We start from the raw sequence: 16466 nt of genomic DNA, 5'->3' as shown, positions 1-16466 counted from the left end.
CGGGTGTCTTCCCGAGAAAATGCTGGCAGCGACCCTTGAGCGCAATAGATTAAGAGACGGCGGGACGCCATTTTCAACATTGTAAAGTCTCGTCAAGTGGGAAGCCAACGATTCTACGAAAATGAAAGTCATCAGCTCGATCCATGAATTGCGCGACCAGTTGCGCGGCCAGAATCGCACGGCCTTTGTGCCGACCATGGGCAACCTGCACGAGGGCCATCTGTCGCTGATGCGTCTTGCCCGCCAGCACGGCGATCCGGTGGTGGCGAGCATCTTCGTCAACCGGTTGCAGTTCGGTCCGAACGAAGATTTCGACCAATACCCGCGCACGCTCAAAGCCGACATCGACAAGCTGCAAAAGGAAGGCGTCTACGTGCTGTTCGCGCCGACCGAAAAGGATCTGTATCCGGAACCGCAGGAGTACCGCTTGCATCCCCCGCAGGATCTCGGCGACATCCTCGAAGGCGAGTTCCGCCCCGGCTTCTTCCAGGGCGTGTGCACGGTGGTGATGAAGCTGATGTCGTGCGTGCAGCCGCGCGTCGCGGTGTTCGGCAAGAAGGATTACCAGCAGTTGATGATCGTGCGCCGCATGTGCAACCAGTTCGCGCTGCCCACCGACATCATCGCCGCCGAAACCATTCGTGACACCGACGGTCTCGCGCTCAGCTCGCGCAATCGCTATCTGCAGGCCGCCGAGCGCGCCGAGGCGCCGAAACTGGCCGCTGAACTGAATCGCGTGCGCGACGCGGTGCTGTCCGGCGAGCGCGACTTCGCCAAGGTCGAACAGGCGGCGATGGCCGCACTGGCCACGCGCGGCTGGCAGTCGGACTACGTCGCGGTGCGCAAGCGCGCGAACCTGCTGCCGCCCGGTGCGCAGGACGCAGACGCACAACTGGTCGTTCTGGCCGCCGCCAAGCTTGGCGCCACCCGTCTTATCGATAACCTCGAAATCTGAAGCTGTCCTAGACAGCGAAGACACGCCTAAGAAGCTACAAGGATTGATTGGCCATGCAACGCAACATGCTGAAGTCGAAGATTCACCGCGTCGCGGTCACGCACTGCGAGCTGCACTACGAAGGCTCGTGCGCGATCGACGAAGATCTGCTGGAAGCGGCGAACATCGTCGAAAACGAACGGATCGACATCTGGAACATCAACAATGGCGAGCGTTTCTCGACCTACGCGATCAAGGGCGAACGCGGCAGCGGCATGATTTCGCTGAACGGTTCGGCGGCGCGACGCGCGCAACTGGGCGATCTGGTGATCATCGCGGCGTTCGCGGTGGTCGACGAAGCGGAACTGAAGGCAGGCTGGAAGCCGGACCTGTTGTTCGTCGAAGCGAACAACAAGATCAAGAGCAGCCGCGATCACGTGCCAACCCAACGTTCGGCTGCAAAATGATGAGACGTTCTGCAGATGTCGAGTCCCTGCGGCAGATTGCGCGATTGCGGTGCCCGAAAACATATCTTCTGCGGGACATCTAGGCGGACGCGCGCCATCTTGGATCTTATACAAGTCGTCGAGCGGAAGTGACCCTAGCGGTCAACGCCAATTGCCTGATGAGGTTGCTTGGATCCGGGTCTTGTCCCGTTGGAACGAGAATTGGCTCGCCCTTATTGTTGACGATGAGGATTCGCGGATTCAAAGACTTCGTGCCAGGCGGCATGATCAAGAAACCGCGATACCGGATGAACGCAAGGTAATACGAGAAGTGACCGACAGCTGTGCGCGGGACGCATTATCGGTTGCTAAATTAAATTTAACAAAAATGAAAAATTGAATATGGATCAAATCACGGTCACTAAGCCTTCCGCCGCCGCAATGCACGCTCATGGGGCGCCCTGGCAGGGGGACACATTGTTTCCAAGATAGGATGTAGCTCTCTGCCGACAGCTGTTTTTCTGTGTGGTGCCAGCCAACGGGGGGCTGTGGTGAGCCAACGCCTCTACCTCGTTCCCTCGATGCAAGGCAGCTTGCGCACGCCCAAGGAAAAAACCATTGCGGACGAGACTTTGCGAACTGGGGGGCCTTCCAAGGGTGCCGGTCCCGTCAGGACCATGTGCATTGCGGCGTCGATTGGCAATTTTGCGCAGATCGAGAGCGCTTACGGCCACGACATTGCGCTCCGCGTCGGGGAGGTGGTCTACGAACGCGCACGCGAATTCTGCGCACGCGAGTCGGGTCTCGTCACGCGCAGCGGCGAGCACGTTTTTTTCCTCATATCGGCCCGATGCAGGAGGCACAGGAAATACCTGCGACGATTGCAGCGACGACGATGTGGTCGAAGCCGTCATGGCAGCGCTCGGCGACAAGCCTTTCCTGAGTTCGCGCGAAGCGATTCTGGCTTCTGAAGACCCCTGGATGTGGCGCGGGTCGAGTAAGCCGGGCGCTTGCCGCAATGAGGCCTGGTTCTACTTGGATGCGTCGACTCGATGCTTGCCTCCTTCTCCCAGTTATCTCCCGCCTGAACTCCCGTAAACCGGATCCGAGGATATCTCGTCAATTTAAATTTCCTTGACAAATAACTATATAATGCATAATGTATTATCAGAAGCCACGAGGAAGTATCGCATTGAGCAATGACCAGTTCGTCCATCAACACACGGGCGCGCGACAGGAAGCCCCGTCAGTTCGTTCAGCACGAGACGTGGCGGGCAAAGGTCCTTCGTGAGTTCACTGATGGCGACCCGTCTCGGGCCTTCGACGCCGGTTCGCGACGCAACGTCCCTGCTTCAACCGCGATGGAACGCTATAAACGAGTCACGTGTCGCCTGACAGCCACGCTAGCGCGTCACACGAATTGAAGGGAGAATCAGATGGCCTGCTCCGGAAAGTCACTTCGCCAGATGGTCTCGTACTGGCTTGCACCCGCTGCTGCCATGCGTGTGCGAGTCACCGAGTTCAGACACGGACGATCGACGCGCGAATGCTATGTGCGCGTCGAGACCATGCGGCCCGAGGGGCCTGTCGCATTGCTGTTCTTTCATCACCCCGACGGCAGTTGGGGCGTGTTCCCACCGGCTCGGGAACGGCCGGCCATGCGCTGTTACTAGTCCGTAACATGACGCGATCGACTGAAGCGAAAGATGACCTCAGGAGAGGACGCGGTAGAGAGTGTGCGCCCTCGTAAGCGGAAAACCCGTATGTTTCCGAAATCGTATCTGTCCGTTCCCGGGGACCGCCCCGAACGTTTCGCCAAAGCATATAGCTCTGGAGCCGATCCCGTTACCTTCGACCTGGAGGAGGCAGTTGCGCCCGCTGCGAAAACCCGGGCACGTGATGCGTACAGCATTGGCTCGCGAATCGCGGCCGAGGGTTGGTACGTATCATGCGGCCGGAACGGAGTGGTTAGATGCGGACCTCGGCACACTTGCCGACAGCCCTGGATTACTTGGCCTTGTAGTGCCGAAAGCCGAAAATCCGCATTTGCTGAGGACCATCGACTTTCAGGTCGACATGGGCATCCGCGGCGACGGTGGCAAGCTTTTTGGTTTTGTCGCGTTATGGCGGGAGAGGTAGTATTCGAGCCTGACAAATATGCTTTGGCTGACCCGATGAAGAAGACCCAAACACCGCGAAAGAACGCTTGCCGCAGGCATCGCCCGAGTGCTAAAGCGCCTTCACTATCCGCTTGATATGATGTTGCTTTGCGTGCGGTGGTACGTCGCCTACTCACTGAGTTTGCGTAATCTCGAAGAAATGATGGCCGAGCGCGGTATTGACGTCGATCATTCAAGGTGCATCGTTGGGTGATCAAGTTGGTGCCGCTGTTCGAGAAGGCATTCCGTAAGTACAAGCTGCCGGTACCAAAGGGCTGGCGGATGGACGAAACGTATATCAAAGTCAAAGGCCAGTGGAAGTACCTCTACCGGCGGTGGACAAGGCAGGCAAAACCATTGACTTCCTGTTCAGAGCCAAGCGGGACAAGGTGGCAGCACGGCGCTTCGTTGAAAAGTCGATTGCTCAGAATGGTGTGCCTGAGACGGTAACCATCGACAAAAGCGGCTCTAATTTGGCCGCGCTGCACGCGTTGAACGCCGAGCGGGAGACGCCCATCACGATTCGTCAAGTCAAGTACCTGGATAAGGTGGTCGAGCAGGACAATCGGGCCATCAAACGCATCGCCCGACCGATGGAGTTATCGTCAGAAGTGGTGTACGGGGATGAGTCGGGGATTTGAGAAGGCGGCGGCGGTTAGCTGAGAATGTTGCTTGTCGAGAGTAACGAACCAGCGAACCGGAATCCACCACCATGAAGAAGTTTACGGAAGAAACGAACGACGGTAAAGCAGCAGCAAGCGTTGGTAGCCTTGATGAGCTGATCCAGCAAGGCGCGCGACAGATCATCCAGCAGGCGATCGAGGCAGAATTGGCAACATTGCTCGAACAGTACGGGAACGTGAAGACACTCGACGGCCGGCGCGCCGTGGTGCGCAACGGCTATCTGCCGGAGCGTGAGGTCGTCACGGCGATCGGTCCGGTCCCAGTCAAAGTGCCGAAGGTACGCGACCGCTCAGGCTCGGGCGTGAAGTTCAATTCGAACATTGTGCCGCCCTACATCCGCAAGTCACCACGGGTGTCGGCGGCGCTGCCGTGGCTCTACCTGCGCGGCGTGTCGACCGGCAACATGAGTGAGGCGCTCAGCGTGCTGCTGGGCGAGCAGGCGAAAGGGCTTTCGCCGAACGTAGTCAGCCGCCTGAAGGCGCAATGGGCCGAGGAGCACCTGTTATGGAACCGACGCGACCTAGCAGACGCGCGCTGGGTCTACTGGTGGGCTGACGGCATTCATACCGGACTGCGCAGCGACGATTCCGAGGGCCAGTGCCTGCTGGTGATCATCGGCGTGAAGCCGGACGGAACGAAGGAGCGCGTGGCGATCGCCGACGGCTATCGCGAATCGAAGGACGCGTGGCGCGACGTGTTGCTTGATCTGAAGGCGCGTGGCCTGCAAGGCGGCCCGATGCTGGCAAGCGGGGACGGTGCCATGGGGTTGTGGGCAGCATTGGCCGAAGTGTTCCCGCAGACGCGGCACCAGCGCTGCTGGTTTCACAAGACCGGCAACGTGCTCAACGCATTACCGAAATCGCAGCACAGCCGGGCCAAGGAAGGACTACAGGAAATCTGGCAAGCCGCCACGCGCGAAGACGCGCTCGCGGCCTTCAACCGTTTCGTCGACGTCTATTCGGCCAAATATCCGAAAGCCGCCGGGAAGCTCACAAACGATCGCAATGAGTTGCTGGCCTTCTACGATTTTCCCGGGGAGCACTGGCAGCACTTGCGGACCACAAACCCCATTGAATCGACGTTTGCAACCGTCCGGCATCGCACGACGCGCACGCGCAATTGTGTTTCGCGAGCGACCTTTCTCGGTCTGGCATTCAAGCTGATCGAGTCGGCCGAGCAATCGTGGCGACGCATTCGCGCACCAGAGAAGATCGCCTCGCTGCTTGAAGGAATCCCTTTCAAGGATGGCGTACCGGTGACCGACAGCACACCGGCCCAGCAACCGTTGGCCGCCTGATCATGCCTGCCGCCCGTACACCACATTTGACTTTAACTCCGACCGATGCTGGGCTTCAAGGATTTTCGCTTCGCCCGCATCATCCTGTCCGGCATCGAAGTAATGCATATGATCAGGAAGGGACAAATGAACTGAGAATGGAACCCATCTGTCCGCCGCCGAGCAGTTCTATTCGATGGTTACGTGAGCGGTCCTTGTCATTTCGGGTCTGCTCATCCAGATGACCTTATCGCGACAGAACCATAAATTGCACTAAAGGTACGATTACCCTAAGAAGACTCTCGACCTATTTTCCTATCTGCACCTGAACCATGCAGCGGCGTACGTCATCAGCGGTAGCCGGACGCCGGTCAGCGAAAGGATCTCGGCGCTCCGCATACCAGTGGCGATTATTGCAAAACTCCTAACTAGTCTTTTTGATCTCGGGCGGTATTGGGCAAGAGTGCCGGACCTATTCGCGGAAAGTGGATTGACAAAGTATCTCTCTCCGCCACGACCCTGCGCATTTGCGCCATCTTTATGTGCGTTGAACCAGAGCTAGTAGAAGCACCGTTTTCGAAAGGAGGAAGTCATCTTGAAAGGATGCGTAAAAACGTCAATTTTAAGGAAATGTAGTGCGAAACCGTGGCCGCAACGTCGCGCGATACGCCTCGATCGCCCGCGCATGTTCCGACAAAACACTGCGAATCAATGCCACGCTCAATTATTGCTTGATCGAAAATGTGTCATTCGACAGGTTAGCGAAGACAAGATGAATTGCCGGTGAGAGTGCGGTTTATGCAGACACAAATAAACCCTAAGGGGCAACGGGGGATAGTGGATCAGTGTGTAGTGGTCAACCCGCCGACGCCGGCTGCCAATGTGGCAATCGTCTTGTGCGACGGTTTCTCCCTGCTTGACGTTAGTCTGGTAGCTGAGGTGTTTCGGCAAGTTAATCAGGTTTCAGACATTGCACGCTCGATTGACAATTGTGCTTCAGTCACGATGCTTTCCTCGCGCGGAGGCTACGTTACAAATTCGCTATCGGTTCGCATCAAGACCGACGCAATCGACGAGCACTTATTCGAACGTTTTGATGGGGTCTTCGTTTTTGGTGGGGACTCCGAGAATGCCGCCTCGATCGACCCAGCGGATCTTCGCGCATTGCGTAAAGTGCTTTTGAATGCGGACCTGGTGAAGTGGAGCGAGCAGGGATGGGAGATCATCGCGGCTTCAGGTTACAAACCCCCTTCGGCAGGTGCGGGAGGCAGGTTCGAATCATGTCGTCGGGAACAAGGTTCCTCGGGAAATAAGAAGTCAACCGTTGGTTGCGGTATGAGCAGTTCGCTTGCCGCCGCACTATCCTTTATTCCATGGAATCTTTCTATTGAGATCGCACACCGAATTAACCGGCATGTAATTGTGCCCGGCTTCGATCTGTCCTGTGTCGATGAGGACGCGCTCAACGAGGTGAGCGTGACGGATAGAGTTCATTCGGCGGTGGAATGGCTTCGCAAGAATTGCAGGCGCTCAATCTCAATTGCGCGAGTGGCGGAGGTGGCTGGAATGAGTGAGCGAACTTTTCTGCGGCATTTCAAGGTTGTAACGGGCAAGACTCCATCTGAATATCTTCTGGATGTCCGATTCGAAATGGTCTGTCGGCTTCTCCAGGAGACAACTCTTCCAGTCGATAAGATTGCACGGCGGTGCGGGATGGGCAGTGGCGAGCATATTTCGCGGGTTTTTCGCAGGCGCTTATCGCAGACGCCGACGGAATACCGGACGGCTCATCGTGCGAATGGGGACCGCCACCCAGTGTCCTGAGTTAAAAATTCATTGAATGATGCCGATCACGTACTAAAGTGTTCTGTGTAGCACTTGATACGCGGAGGCGACGATGAGTGGACGGTCCAAAGGGGACCTCGTGCTGAGCGATTCGGAGCGCGAAGACCTGCAATCGCTGACGAAGCGACGCAAGACCGCGCAGGCCCTGGCATTGCGGGCGCGCGTCGTCTTGGCGGGACACACAGAAAACGGTTTCGAAGTGGCGGTCGCGGTTCGTGATCCATCGTGTGGACGGCCTGCTCGATGCACGCGCTGACCCGATGGACACCATGTCCGTACCACCGTTGATATCCATCAATGCAGTGGCGTTGCTCGCTTTGATGTCCATGGGCCGATGGCTAGCATTAATGTATCGGCGCAGCTTCCTGCTCATCCCGCTGGGATGAGCAGCAAATCGGTTCGTCGATGCCTTTCATATTCTGCCGCGGAGTTTGATATTCAGTCTCAGGGACCGCGTAGTGCCATAGCCGTCATCCTTCATGAACACCAGCAGATGTCGACCGTGGTAGAGGGCATGCAGCGCTTCGTGCATCTGCTGGCAGCAGGCACGCCCACTCCGGGCCTTATGGTGTTACGGGGCAATGCTTTATTACATCCGCGAATACCCCCAGCAGGTGCATCATCCTAAAGAGGATCGTTACCTGTCCACACCGCTGCGCGATCGGACTGATGAATACGCGCCGCGATTTGAGTACGCTTCTTCAGAAGCGACTACTGCGTTCGCGATGACAGACACAGGATTGGCTGTATTTTCAAGGTGCCATGCCGGGGTGCTCGCCGGGGATCGGCCACACGGCGTCTCCCCAGAAAGCTCGCCGTCATGAGGAATGTCGACTCCCAGTCGGAGACTACCCGTCAATGCCGGCTATGTGCGCAGTAATCCAAAAACCCGGTTACGACAGAGGGGTTACGGGGGGACGGGGCGCGCAACGAACACTCCATGATGGTCTTCGTTTACCGACGCCGGGCCGAGCTGAATCGTGAAACCGGCGACGACCGCACTGCTTGCCACTTCTGGTAAATTCATCGTTACGCGGCGCGGTACAAATACAAAGACCGCGAATGATCTCGTTGAGGTGTGTCATGGAAGTTCTTGATCGCGCGCCCGCCGTCTCGCCGGACGGACGCGCTGTGGTTTTCATCTTGTCCGCCCGCGGACGCGACTTTGAAGGCACGGTTGCCCGTGCCGCTCTCGAAGAACATTTCTGGCTTCCGCCTGACGCCGACGCGGCACGCATGCTCAGGACTTTCGCGAACGGTCGCGACCGGATTGTCGCGGTAGCACAAAGAAAGCTGCTTGCGCGACCGGTCGAGCCGTTGTGGTTGACCGCCAGCGACTTCGTGACGCGGTGACCGAACGTCACCGGACAATGACTGCCAGATCGATGCACGATTGCCATATAAAAAAGCACGATCGCTCAAATGTTGATAATTCCTTTTATGTGAAATGTAGTAATCCTAATTGTGCATTGCGCCAACACGCCATTGGTTTGCATAAAACTGTTTGCGCCTTTTACAGAAATATCTCCCCGTACCCAAGACCAGTAATCACTGTGATCGCTTGGGCAGCCAAGCTTCCCGTCCTATTCGAGAGAAGCGATGAGCGTGCGTACGATTTCTATCGCCGCGTCGCCTCTGCCACGCCATAACTTGCCGCGCACGCGACCTAACGGTCGCTCGGATCGTTGCATCACTACTGGTCGCTGTAGCAGAGGAATTGTGTACGCGCAGAGTGCCGACTTCACAGCGCGAAGTTTCCGGCTCTGATAATCATATAGCCGGCCTCCTGTGCGTCACGTCGCTGTTCGCACCTCGACTCTACGCCAGCGGTTCGACCCGACGGAGGGGAGGCCGGTTATATGATTATCAGAGCCGCTACGAACCCGCCCTTTCAGTGCATCGTAATGCGGCCTTGATAGGATGCCCATCCCCCGTTCCACTCGAAGGTTACACGATGAAGAACGGATTTCCCGCGCTCGCAGCAGTAGTTGCAACCCTCAGCGCAGTCGCACGTGCACACGCCGACGATCACCAACATCATCGCGTCTGCCACAAAGTGAAGGTACACGGCCACTGGCAAAATCGCTGCCATTAACCGGTTTCGCCTGATCTGCCCCGCTTTGCGCGGGGCTTTTTGTCCCTGCCTGCGTCACGGCCTACGGTGTAACCAGTCGCGCATAGGGTGCGTGTCCAGCCAGCGAAGTTGCTGAATCCTGTGATGTTCGCGTCTGTAGCGCTCCGCAACCAGGATAGCAGCCATGATCAGGACGATGACCCCAAGCAACATTACCGAAAGTGACTCGACCATGGTCGTCTCCTTGCTCGTCGCGAGCATACCTATATCTTAGGTGATGGCAATGAGCGGGGACGGCGAATATTCCGGCCGCTGAAGGGGCGACCAACGCTCTCAGACCGCCAAAAAGGCCCGCGAGACAGTTGTCTAAGCAGTACCGCCATATATCCCAATATTCGGCATGCCGCGAAAACTGGTCTACAGTATTTATCAGACGTAAACAACAAGGCGCAGGTCAAAACCACACACAAGGGGGCGCACATGGGCATGTTCTTTGACCAGGACATCGCGCATATTGCACGCGTGATGGTGCCGTCATTGATAGGAGACCTCGGCGGGCCGATGGGCAAGGTACGGCCCATCTCCAGCGGTTCGCCTGATACCGTGCGCGTTCCTCGGAAACCGAAGAGGAATCAGTTGCGCACACGGAATCGCGTTGTTCATCTTGTTCGGCACGCAACCGACCACGGCCGATGACAGCGGAGGTACGACGTAGTCGTGCGGGAAATGCCCCGAGATATACTTCCTGCATGGAACTCGACCCCCGCGACCTCGATAAAATCAGTGCCGTCACGTTGCAGCACTACGACGCGCATGCGGAAGATTTCCGCGCCGGCACGTACGACCACGACGTCACGCAGAACATCGCGGCGCTGCTGCACCATATCGAAGTCGAGCCCCCTCTTACGATCCTGGATTTCGGCTGCGGGCCGGGGCGAGATCTCAAGGCCTTCACTACACTCGGCCATTGCGCGGTCGGCCTCGATGGCGCCGAGCGCTTCGTTGCAATGGCGCGTGACGCGACTGGCTGCGACGTCTGGCAGCAGGATTTCCTGCATCTCGATTTGCCGGCTGCGCACTTTGACGGCATTTTCGCCAACGCCGCGCTGTTCCATGTCCCGAGTCAGGCGTTGCCGCGCGTGTTGCGGCAATTGCACGCGACACTGAAGCTCGGCGGCGTGCTGTTCAGCTCCAACCCGCGCGGCACGAATCAGGAAGGCTGGAGCCACGGCCGCTACGGCGTCTTCCATGATCTCGAAGCATGGCGCCGATATATGGCGGGCGCGGGATTCGTCGAAATTGAGCACTATTACCGGCCCGCCGGCTTGCCGCGTGAGCGGCAGCCGTGGCTAGCCAGCGTGTGGCGCAAGCCGGTCGCCTGAAACGCCAGGGGCTGTCACCGTATGCGCCCGCGTTGGGCTTGGCAGATGCTTGCGTTCAAGCCGCTTTGATGCAGCGCAAAGCAGCCGATTTGCAGCACTGTCCATCGCGCAGAGAAACGGCCAGTCGTGGATCTCGCACAATCGGCAGAAGCGGGGACGCCTGTCGTCGGCCGCGACAGGCAACGTGCGGCCATGAACCGTCACCCACCTGCAGGGATTGAACGACCGAAGAGCTTTCGGCTCAAGATATTCAAAGTCCGGCATGATGCGGTTGCATTGCCAGTGGGCATGATTCATTTCTTTCGTTAGACCTTCCAGGCGCATACCTGGTCGAGAAACCGTCAAGCCTTCCCGAAATTCGGTTTGGATCGTGTATAAATATCGGACCGCGATGCGGCACAATAAACGTTAATTTGCGACGACGATGGGCAAACTGATAGACGATCTCCCTCTTCCAGACCGAAGGGCTCTTGCCGTCAAGCTTCTGCTGAAAGGAGTGGGGATTAGCGAAGTATCAAGAGTGGCTCAACTAAGCCTTCCCACCGTGAGCAAATATAAGAACCTGGTTGAGAGGGGCGGGCCGGAGGCCCTAGCTCACCTTCGCATCCACGGGGGCGTCCCGCGACTGGATAATGCTTCGGAAAGCTGGCTCGTTAGCGCTATCAAACACTCACCAGGTCTTTACGGCTATCCGGGGCCGACCTGGACCATCAGCGGTTCTGTCGCAGTAAGGAAATCAGGAAAAATCTCGGCGGAACGAATAGGAATGCTTATTTCACAAGATCGTAGAACTGCTCGGGGACTGAGCGATGCTGTCCATCGTCACTCTTCATCTGCCGTTTCGATATCATGTGCATGAGTTCGATGCCGCCTAAAATGATGCGGGCGCAACGAAAGCTCTTGAATCCTAGCATTGGCCGTACGATGCGTTTGATCGCTCGATGGTCCTGCTCCACCACGTTGTTCAGATACTTCGATTGCCGAATTCTGATCGGCACTTCTCGATCAGCATTGATCGCATTTAGCCCTGCGAGATTCGCCCCGCTCTTGTCGATCGTCACCGTCTCCGGTACGCCGTTTCCAGCGATCGCGTTTTCGAAATAGCGCCGGGCCGCGGCCTTGTCCCGCTTGGCGCGGAACAGGAAGTCCACCGTGTCGCCGGCCTTATCGACGGCCCGATACAGATACTTCCATTCGCCTTTGACCTTGATGTAGGTCTCATCCATTCGCCAACTTCGACCGACCCCTTGCTTGCGCGATCCGAATGCCTTACCGAGCGCAGGCAGCAACTTGATAGCCCACCGGTGCACCGTCGAATGATCGACCGACACTGCCCGCTCGGACATCATTTCTATATGAACGTCCCCGTTTGCGCCAGGTTTTCGTGTGTGCTGATGAACAGGACAGGTTGCAGCTCTATATTCGGCCTTGTTGCAGCCTGATTCGCTGCGGGCCCCGATGAAATCCGCTGACTCGTGCCTCATTCTTCCAACGAGCTCGATGCTCTCGAAATGATTCAGGTTTGGCGAGTCCCGGTCCGACCTGTTTTGTCATCACACCCTGATTGCCAACGCAACCTTTTAAACTGTCGTCCTGTGTGAAGCATTGATCTCCTACGCAGCGCTAACCATCAGCGCGGTTTGACGCTCACATAGCCCTTCTGATATGGCCTATCGTGAGCCAGGATGGCCCAGATCATCCGGGCCATCTTGTTGGCCAGCGCTACTGTCAACACATTTGGTGGTCGCCGCTTTGCCATCTGTCTAATCCATTCGCCGGGTTCCGTAGCGTGAGCTAGCACACTGCGAGCGCCATGAATCAGTAACGTCCGTAAATAGGTGTCGCCTCTCTTGCTGATGCCCAGTAACTGGACCTTCCCGCCTGAGCCCGTTTGTCCGGGTACCAGACCGAGCCACGCAGAGAATTCTGGCTCTTTTGAAAACTCAGTGGGTAATGCGGCTCAGCGGGCATGCGCGTTGAACGCGGCGAAGTTAAGTTTTCCAGCAATGAGAAACAAGACCGTGCGCATGGTTTCAAAGCGTGCATATCCACGAGCCTTGCGCTTTGCTGCCTGAAACAGGCCGTTGATGGCCTCGATGAAACCGTTGGTCTGACGGGTCTGGGTCCAGGCAACGATTCCATCGAAATGTCTGCGAATCAGGCTGACGACATCCTTCATGGGCTCGACCTTGGAGCGCATGACGTTCGTGCACCACTGGTGCAGCATCTCGGAGACGACATTGATTTGTTTGCGCTCGAGAATGTCGCGCAATTGTTCCCGGTAAAGCCAGGCTCGCGCGGTGCGATTGGTCGTGTACTGACTGACCAACGCTTCAAGGTCGGTGAGTTGCGCGAGGTTCAGTTTGTCGGCGTCCTTCAGCAACGTCCAACGCATGCCTTTAAGCTGAGGGTCGAGTTTCTGCTGCTGGCGACGTACTGCGTCGAGCGCCTTGGACGCGTGAGCGACGACGTGGAACTTGTCAAAGGTAACTCGCGCTTCGGGGAGATGTTCATTGACGCCCTTGATGAAAGCTGGCGACATGTCGATGCTGACCGAGCTTACTTGCCCGGGCGAGCCGCCATGCTCGCCCAGATACGTGGCAAAGCGCTCTATCGTGCTGGCATCCTTGCCTGTGGTGACGAACGCGACCCGCCGCGCCTGCATGTCGGCGACCAGCGTCAGATACTCATGACCGCGACGGTACGAGGTTTCGTCAATCGCCAGCGCCGTCACACCCGACAGGTCGGCCGCCGCGAGTGCGAGCTCCACATACCGCGAACAGATGGCATGTACTCGATGCCACGACAGATTGACCGCGCGTGCAACGGCGGCGAACGGCATCTGCTGCGCGAGCATCAGCACGAGCGCTTCGAACAGCAATGTGAAGCCGCTGAGCTGGCCCACCCAATCTGGCTCAACCAAACGCACTGAACCATCGGGCAGGCGCACCCTGGGCACCCGCACTTCGAGGAAGCACTCGTGCTGGAAGAAATTCAGATGCCGCAGGCGCTTGATTTGCGTGTCGTGCACGGGATTCTCGCCGGCCACTCCAGCATAGCCAAACCGGCTGCCTGCAACAAAGTCAACGGCGATGTTGAGGTGCCGCTGAGCAGCATCGAAGTCAACACTTCGGACATACCAAGGAGCCGTGATACCGAGGGCGGATTCGAACAATTGATTCGTCATAGCTGATTGGCTTTACATGGGTGATTCCCGCATTCTGCCGCAATCACCCAAGACTCATCTTACTGGGTGACTGCGCCTCAAGGGTTCGCTGCGCCGGGCTCACGCCCGCCCTTGACCCGCCAAACCCACCCACTCCAAATTCAAAAGAGGCAGAATTCTCTTCCCGATCTGAACGACTTCGCATCTCCCATCGTCGCGACAGCCGCCGTCGCCGTCAGCAGACCCACACCGGGTATTGCAGCGATCGCCTTGCATGCCTTGTCCTGCTTCATCCAGTCGTGAAGGCGCCGCTCAATATCGCTAATCTGCTTGTCCAGCTCTTCCAACCCTTTCCATTGCACGCGCAACGTGTCGATCAGCACCGCCGGCAAGCGCTCGGCCAGTTTCGCCCGCACGCCAGGCATCGCTTGGTCCAATGCGACTCGCCCTCTACCCATCACTTCGCCGTATTCGGTGAGCAAGCCGCGCAAACTGTTGATCTGCATTGTGCGGAACTTCACCAGTTGCTGTCGCATCCGGTGGAGTGCCAGCACCGCCTGTTGCGCCTCGGTCTTCACCGCGACGGCCTTGCCGGGTTGCTGCACAGCCATCCAGATCGCACGCGCATCCGCTGCATCGTTCTTGTTGCCGATGTTAAACGCCTTGACGAACTTTCCCGGCATCAGCTTTACTTGATGGCCCATCCCGATCAGCCGCCGCGCCCAGTGCTGCGCCCCGCCGCAGGCTTCCATTCCGATCAGGCACGGCGCACGGTTCGCAAAGTGTTCGAGAAATGCCGCCCGCTTAATCTGCCTACTTACGATCTCGCCAGTATCTGGCTCGACCCAGTGCAACTGGATGACGCTCTTTGCGATATCTACACCTACTGTCGTATGCTTCATGATGGACCCTCTGGTTCGCCTGTGAAGATCTCTATGGTCTTCCATTTTGGCACTCTGGTGCCGTCGGCTCCTTGAGGGTCACTTCCCTTCACCGTCTCACATGTGCCGGGTGGGGACGTTCATTTCATTCTTCCAGATGACGCAGACTCAACGGGTAGGCGACGTACCAACGTACGCATGTCAGCATTATGTCCAGCGGGTAATGTAGCCGCTTGAGCACCTTGCTCACAGCGGCGTTCGGGGCCTTGATCATTCGTTACATCGCTCGTCTCGGGACCGACCACCATAGCAGACCGGCTTACTGCGACAGAACCTCCAACGCGTGCGTACCGATGGGTTCAGTTCCAACCACGGCGATTGGGCGGCTCAGAGCAAGATCGGCTCCGTTGCAGTCGCAATCGTCTCACGCGAGCGCGTGCTCGCGAGTCTCAACGTCGTCTTTCTTTCGCGCGCGGTCACGCTGGCCGAAGCAAGACGGCGGTATGTCCCCGGAGCTACAGATCGCCGCGCGCGAAATGGTGGTGGCTTTGGAGTCGGATGCGGTATCAACGGGGAGAACGTAGCGTTCTTCGCTCGGTTTGTCCTTGGGGCACTGAGCAGCGACAAGGACTACGTCCGGCCGTGTTGCCTCACGAAGGAATGTTACCCGACGGATTGTTGTCGTTCCGCTTTCTTTCTTCTCTTCTTTCATGGTTCGCCGGGCGCGAAGCGCTCGGCCCCCGGCGACTTTCCACTTTTCCGCAACTCACGCGCGCTAAAGTCAAATGTGGTGTACGGGCGGCTGGGCGTGGTTCAAAACCCGTGTTTTTTGCGTTACACAGAAGAGTTGACTCGTCCTGCATTTTCAGGCTGAATTAATATGGAATACGAATCAGTTTTAGGTCTGTGACCTCAGGCGATCAACTTTGCCGGGGCTGGAGCGGTCCGAGTCCGAGTAGCGTCAGTCAGTGCGAATGATCTTCCTTCGTCATCGCTTCGCGCGGACTTTTGCCGAGCCGCTTGCCGATCGGCTGCGCATGAAGCGGCGGTGATTGAAGTAGAACTGCAGCAGGCCCAGCCAGGCGCGGCTACCGTTCAGATGACACCGCAGCGTCAACCGGCGAGCTGCTGCGTGGCGTGCTCTCCATGGCTTGCGAGACCGCGCGCCAGACCCCGTAGAACTTGCGGCCCATGGCGGCATGCAGCCGGTTCCAGCGTTGCCAGAAGGCGCGCGAGGTGTCGGGCTTGCGATGCAGCAGACAGGTCTCGCGGACCGGATAGTCCGGCACTGCCGCCGTGCGTGCGATGGCGGCCAGCTTGTCATCGAGCACGCCGACGAAGGCGAGCAGGTCGTCGCGCTGGTTCTGCAGGGCGACGCGCATCGTGCCGATGCGTGATGGATCTTCAGGCTCGCGTTGATGAAGCTCATCGACGACAAACGCGAACAGTGCATGACGGGTTGCCAGTGTGGATGTTTCGAGGTTCCGCAGGCTCAGCGGATAGGCCACGTATCAGCGCACGCAGGTCAGGATCACGTCGAGTGGATGGTGCAGGCGTTTGAGCATTCGGGACACCGCCGGATTCAACGTCTTCATCGAGCTTTCAGTTTCGTGTCGTTC

General features: G+C 57.7%; 12 protein-coding genes and 8 pseudogenes. 12 read left to right on the top strand and 8 right to left on the bottom strand.

Features of this window, described 5'->3' with window-relative positions:
* Window positions 1-121 precede the first annotated feature (121 nt).
* The 9 genes and pseudogenes from panC to HF916_RS03730 all read left to right on the top strand — a co-directional run bounded on the left by panC (window position 122) and on the right by HF916_RS03730 (window position 8697).
* Window positions 122-955 carry a pantoate--beta-alanine ligase gene (gene panC / locus HF916_RS03765; protein ID WP_168787857.1) on the top strand — a complete coding sequence of 278 codons (834 nt, stop codon included), beginning with the start codon at window positions 122-124 and terminating at the stop codon, window positions 953-955.
* A gap of 53 nt (window positions 956-1008) precedes the next feature.
* Window positions 1009-1401 carry an aspartate 1-decarboxylase gene (gene panD, locus HF916_RS03760; RefSeq protein ID WP_168787856.1) on the top strand — a complete coding sequence of 131 codons (393 nt, stop codon included), beginning with the start codon at window positions 1009-1011 and terminating at the stop codon, window positions 1399-1401.
* Between the two features lie 1685 nt (window positions 1402-3086).
* Complete coding sequence (locus HF916_RS51905; protein WP_431311379.1) at window positions 3087-3635, top strand: aldolase/citrate lyase family protein; 549 nt, start codon at window positions 3087-3089, stop codon at window positions 3633-3635.
* Window positions 3636-3821: 186 nt separating this feature from the next.
* A pseudogene (locus tag HF916_RS51900) lies at window positions 3822-4180 on the top strand (DDE-type integrase/transposase/recombinase).
* Window positions 4181-4251: 71 nt separating this feature from the next.
* Window positions 4252-5520 (top strand): IS256 family transposase, encoded by a 1269-nt coding sequence (locus tag HF916_RS03745; RefSeq protein WP_168787787.1) that lies wholly within the window; start codon window positions 4252-4254, stop codon window positions 5518-5520.
* Window positions 5521-5556: 36 nt separating this feature from the next.
* Window positions 5557-5707 (top strand): annotated as a pseudogene (locus HF916_RS03740) (IS6 family transposase); the annotation flags it as partial.
* Between the two features lie 644 nt (window positions 5708-6351).
* Complete coding sequence (locus HF916_RS03735; protein ID WP_168787854.1) at window positions 6352-7323, top strand: helix-turn-helix domain-containing protein; 972 nt, start codon at window positions 6352-6354, stop codon at window positions 7321-7323.
* Between the two features lie 602 nt (window positions 7324-7925).
* Window positions 7926-8168 carry a hypothetical protein gene (locus HF916_RS50300; RefSeq protein WP_240975340.1) on the top strand — a complete coding sequence of 81 codons (243 nt, stop codon included), beginning with the start codon at window positions 7926-7928 and terminating at the stop codon, window positions 8166-8168.
* A 259-nt stretch (window positions 8169-8427) separates the two neighbouring features.
* Entirely contained in the window at window positions 8428-8697 is a 270-nt protein-coding gene (locus HF916_RS03730) for a DUF1488 family protein (protein WP_168787853.1), read from the top strand.
* 796 nt (window positions 8698-9493) lie between these two features.
* Here the strand turns inward: HF916_RS03730 and HF916_RS03725 are convergent.
* Window positions 9494-9652 carry a hypothetical protein gene (locus HF916_RS03725; protein WP_168787852.1) on the bottom strand — a complete coding sequence of 53 codons (159 nt, stop codon included), beginning with the start codon at window positions 9650-9652 and terminating at the stop codon, window positions 9494-9496.
* Between the two features lie 515 nt (window positions 9653-10167).
* Here HF916_RS03725 and HF916_RS03720 point away from each other — a divergent pair.
* Both HF916_RS03720 and HF916_RS51895 read left to right on the top strand, forming a co-directional pair.
* Window positions 10168-10800, top strand: coding sequence for a class I SAM-dependent methyltransferase (locus HF916_RS03720; protein ID WP_168787851.1), 633 nt, complete (start codon window positions 10168-10170; stop codon window positions 10798-10800).
* Between the two features lie 424 nt (window positions 10801-11224).
* Entirely contained in the window at window positions 11225-11659 is a 435-nt protein-coding gene (locus HF916_RS51895; protein WP_168787850.1) for a helix-turn-helix domain-containing protein, read from the top strand.
* On the opposite strand, the pseudogene HF916_RS03710 reads toward HF916_RS51895, so the two are convergent.
* The 5 genes and pseudogenes from HF916_RS03710 to HF916_RS03690 all read right to left on the bottom strand — a co-directional run.
* A pseudogene (locus HF916_RS03710) lies at window positions 11571-12152 on the bottom strand (IS6 family transposase); the annotation flags it as partial. The gene HF916_RS51895 and the pseudogene HF916_RS03710 sit on opposite strands and share 89 nt — an antisense overlap.
* Window positions 12153-12430: 278 nt before the next feature.
* Window positions 12431-12742, bottom strand: a pseudogene (locus HF916_RS03705) (transposase); the annotation flags it as partial.
* An 18-nt stretch (window positions 12743-12760) separates the two neighbouring features.
* Window positions 12761-13987 carry an ISL3 family transposase gene (locus HF916_RS03700; protein ID WP_168787774.1) on the bottom strand — a complete coding sequence of 409 codons (1227 nt, stop codon included), beginning with the start codon at window positions 13985-13987 and terminating at the stop codon, window positions 12761-12763.
* A 152-nt stretch (window positions 13988-14139) separates the two neighbouring features.
* A pseudogene (locus HF916_RS03695) lies at window positions 14140-14868 on the bottom strand (IS110 family transposase); the annotation flags it as partial.
* Between the two features lie 127 nt (window positions 14869-14995).
* A pseudogene (locus HF916_RS03690) lies at window positions 14996-15121 on the bottom strand (IS6 family transposase); the annotation flags it as partial.
* Window positions 15122-15184: 63 nt separating this feature from the next.
* On the opposite strand from HF916_RS03690, the pseudogene HF916_RS50295 reads away from it, so the two are divergent.
* Window positions 15185-15431: pseudogene (locus HF916_RS50295) on the top strand (DNA-binding transcriptional regulator); the annotation flags it as partial.
* 504 nt (window positions 15432-15935) lie between these two features.
* Here HF916_RS50295 and HF916_RS03685 read toward each other — a convergent pair.
* Together HF916_RS03685 and HF916_RS49750 are read right to left on the bottom strand one after the other, a co-directional pair.
* Window positions 15936-16355: a hypothetical protein gene (locus HF916_RS03685; protein ID WP_168787849.1), complete on the bottom strand. Its 420-nt coding sequence runs from the start codon at window positions 16353-16355 to the stop codon at window positions 15936-15938.
* A 6-nt stretch (window positions 16356-16361) separates the two neighbouring features.
* Window positions 16362-16442: pseudogene (locus tag HF916_RS49750) on the bottom strand (IS6 family transposase); the annotation flags it as partial.
* Between the last annotated feature and the right edge of the window lie 24 nt (window positions 16443-16466).

Origin of the sequence: Paraburkholderia aromaticivorans, from assembly GCF_012689525.1 — a bacterium.
Lineage (GTDB): Bacteria > Pseudomonadota > Gammaproteobacteria > Burkholderiales > Burkholderiaceae > Paraburkholderia > Paraburkholderia aromaticivorans_A.
The sequence above is the reverse complement of the archived record's forward strand: the minus strand, read 5'-3'. Positions and strand labels throughout refer to the sequence as shown.

Bases quoted from the DNA above. Each gene is read 5' to 3' on its own strand.
- panC (WP_168787857.1), top strand. From the start codon at position 122: ATGAAAGTCATCAGCTCGATCCATGAATTGCGCGACCAGTTGCGCGGC.
- panD (WP_168787856.1), top strand. From the start codon at position 1,009: ATGCAACGCAACATGCTGAAGTCGAAGATTCACCGCGTCGCGGTCACG.
- HF916_RS51905 (WP_431311379.1), top strand. From the start codon at position 3,087: ATGACCTCAGGAGAGGACGCGGTAGAGAGTGTGCGCCCTCGTAAGCGG.
- HF916_RS03745 (WP_168787787.1), top strand. From the start codon at position 4,252: ATGAAGAAGTTTACGGAAGAAACGAACGACGGTAAAGCAGCAGCAAGC.
- HF916_RS50300 (WP_240975340.1), top strand. From the start codon at position 7,926: ATGCTTTATTACATCCGCGAATACCCCCAGCAGGTGCATCATCCTAAA.
- HF916_RS03730 (WP_168787853.1), top strand. From the start codon at position 8,428: ATGGAAGTTCTTGATCGCGCGCCCGCCGTCTCGCCGGACGGACGCGCT.
- HF916_RS03725 (WP_168787852.1), bottom strand. From the start codon at position 9,652: ATGGTCGAGTCACTTTCGGTAATGTTGCTTGGGGTCATCGTCCTGATC.
- HF916_RS03720 (WP_168787851.1), top strand. From the start codon at position 10,168: ATGGAACTCGACCCCCGCGACCTCGATAAAATCAGTGCCGTCACGTTG.
- HF916_RS51895 (WP_168787850.1), top strand. From the start codon at position 11,225: ATGGGCAAACTGATAGACGATCTCCCTCTTCCAGACCGAAGGGCTCTT.
- HF916_RS03700 (WP_168787774.1), bottom strand. From the start codon at position 13,987: ATGACGAATCAATTGTTCGAATCCGCCCTCGGTATCACGGCTCCTTGG.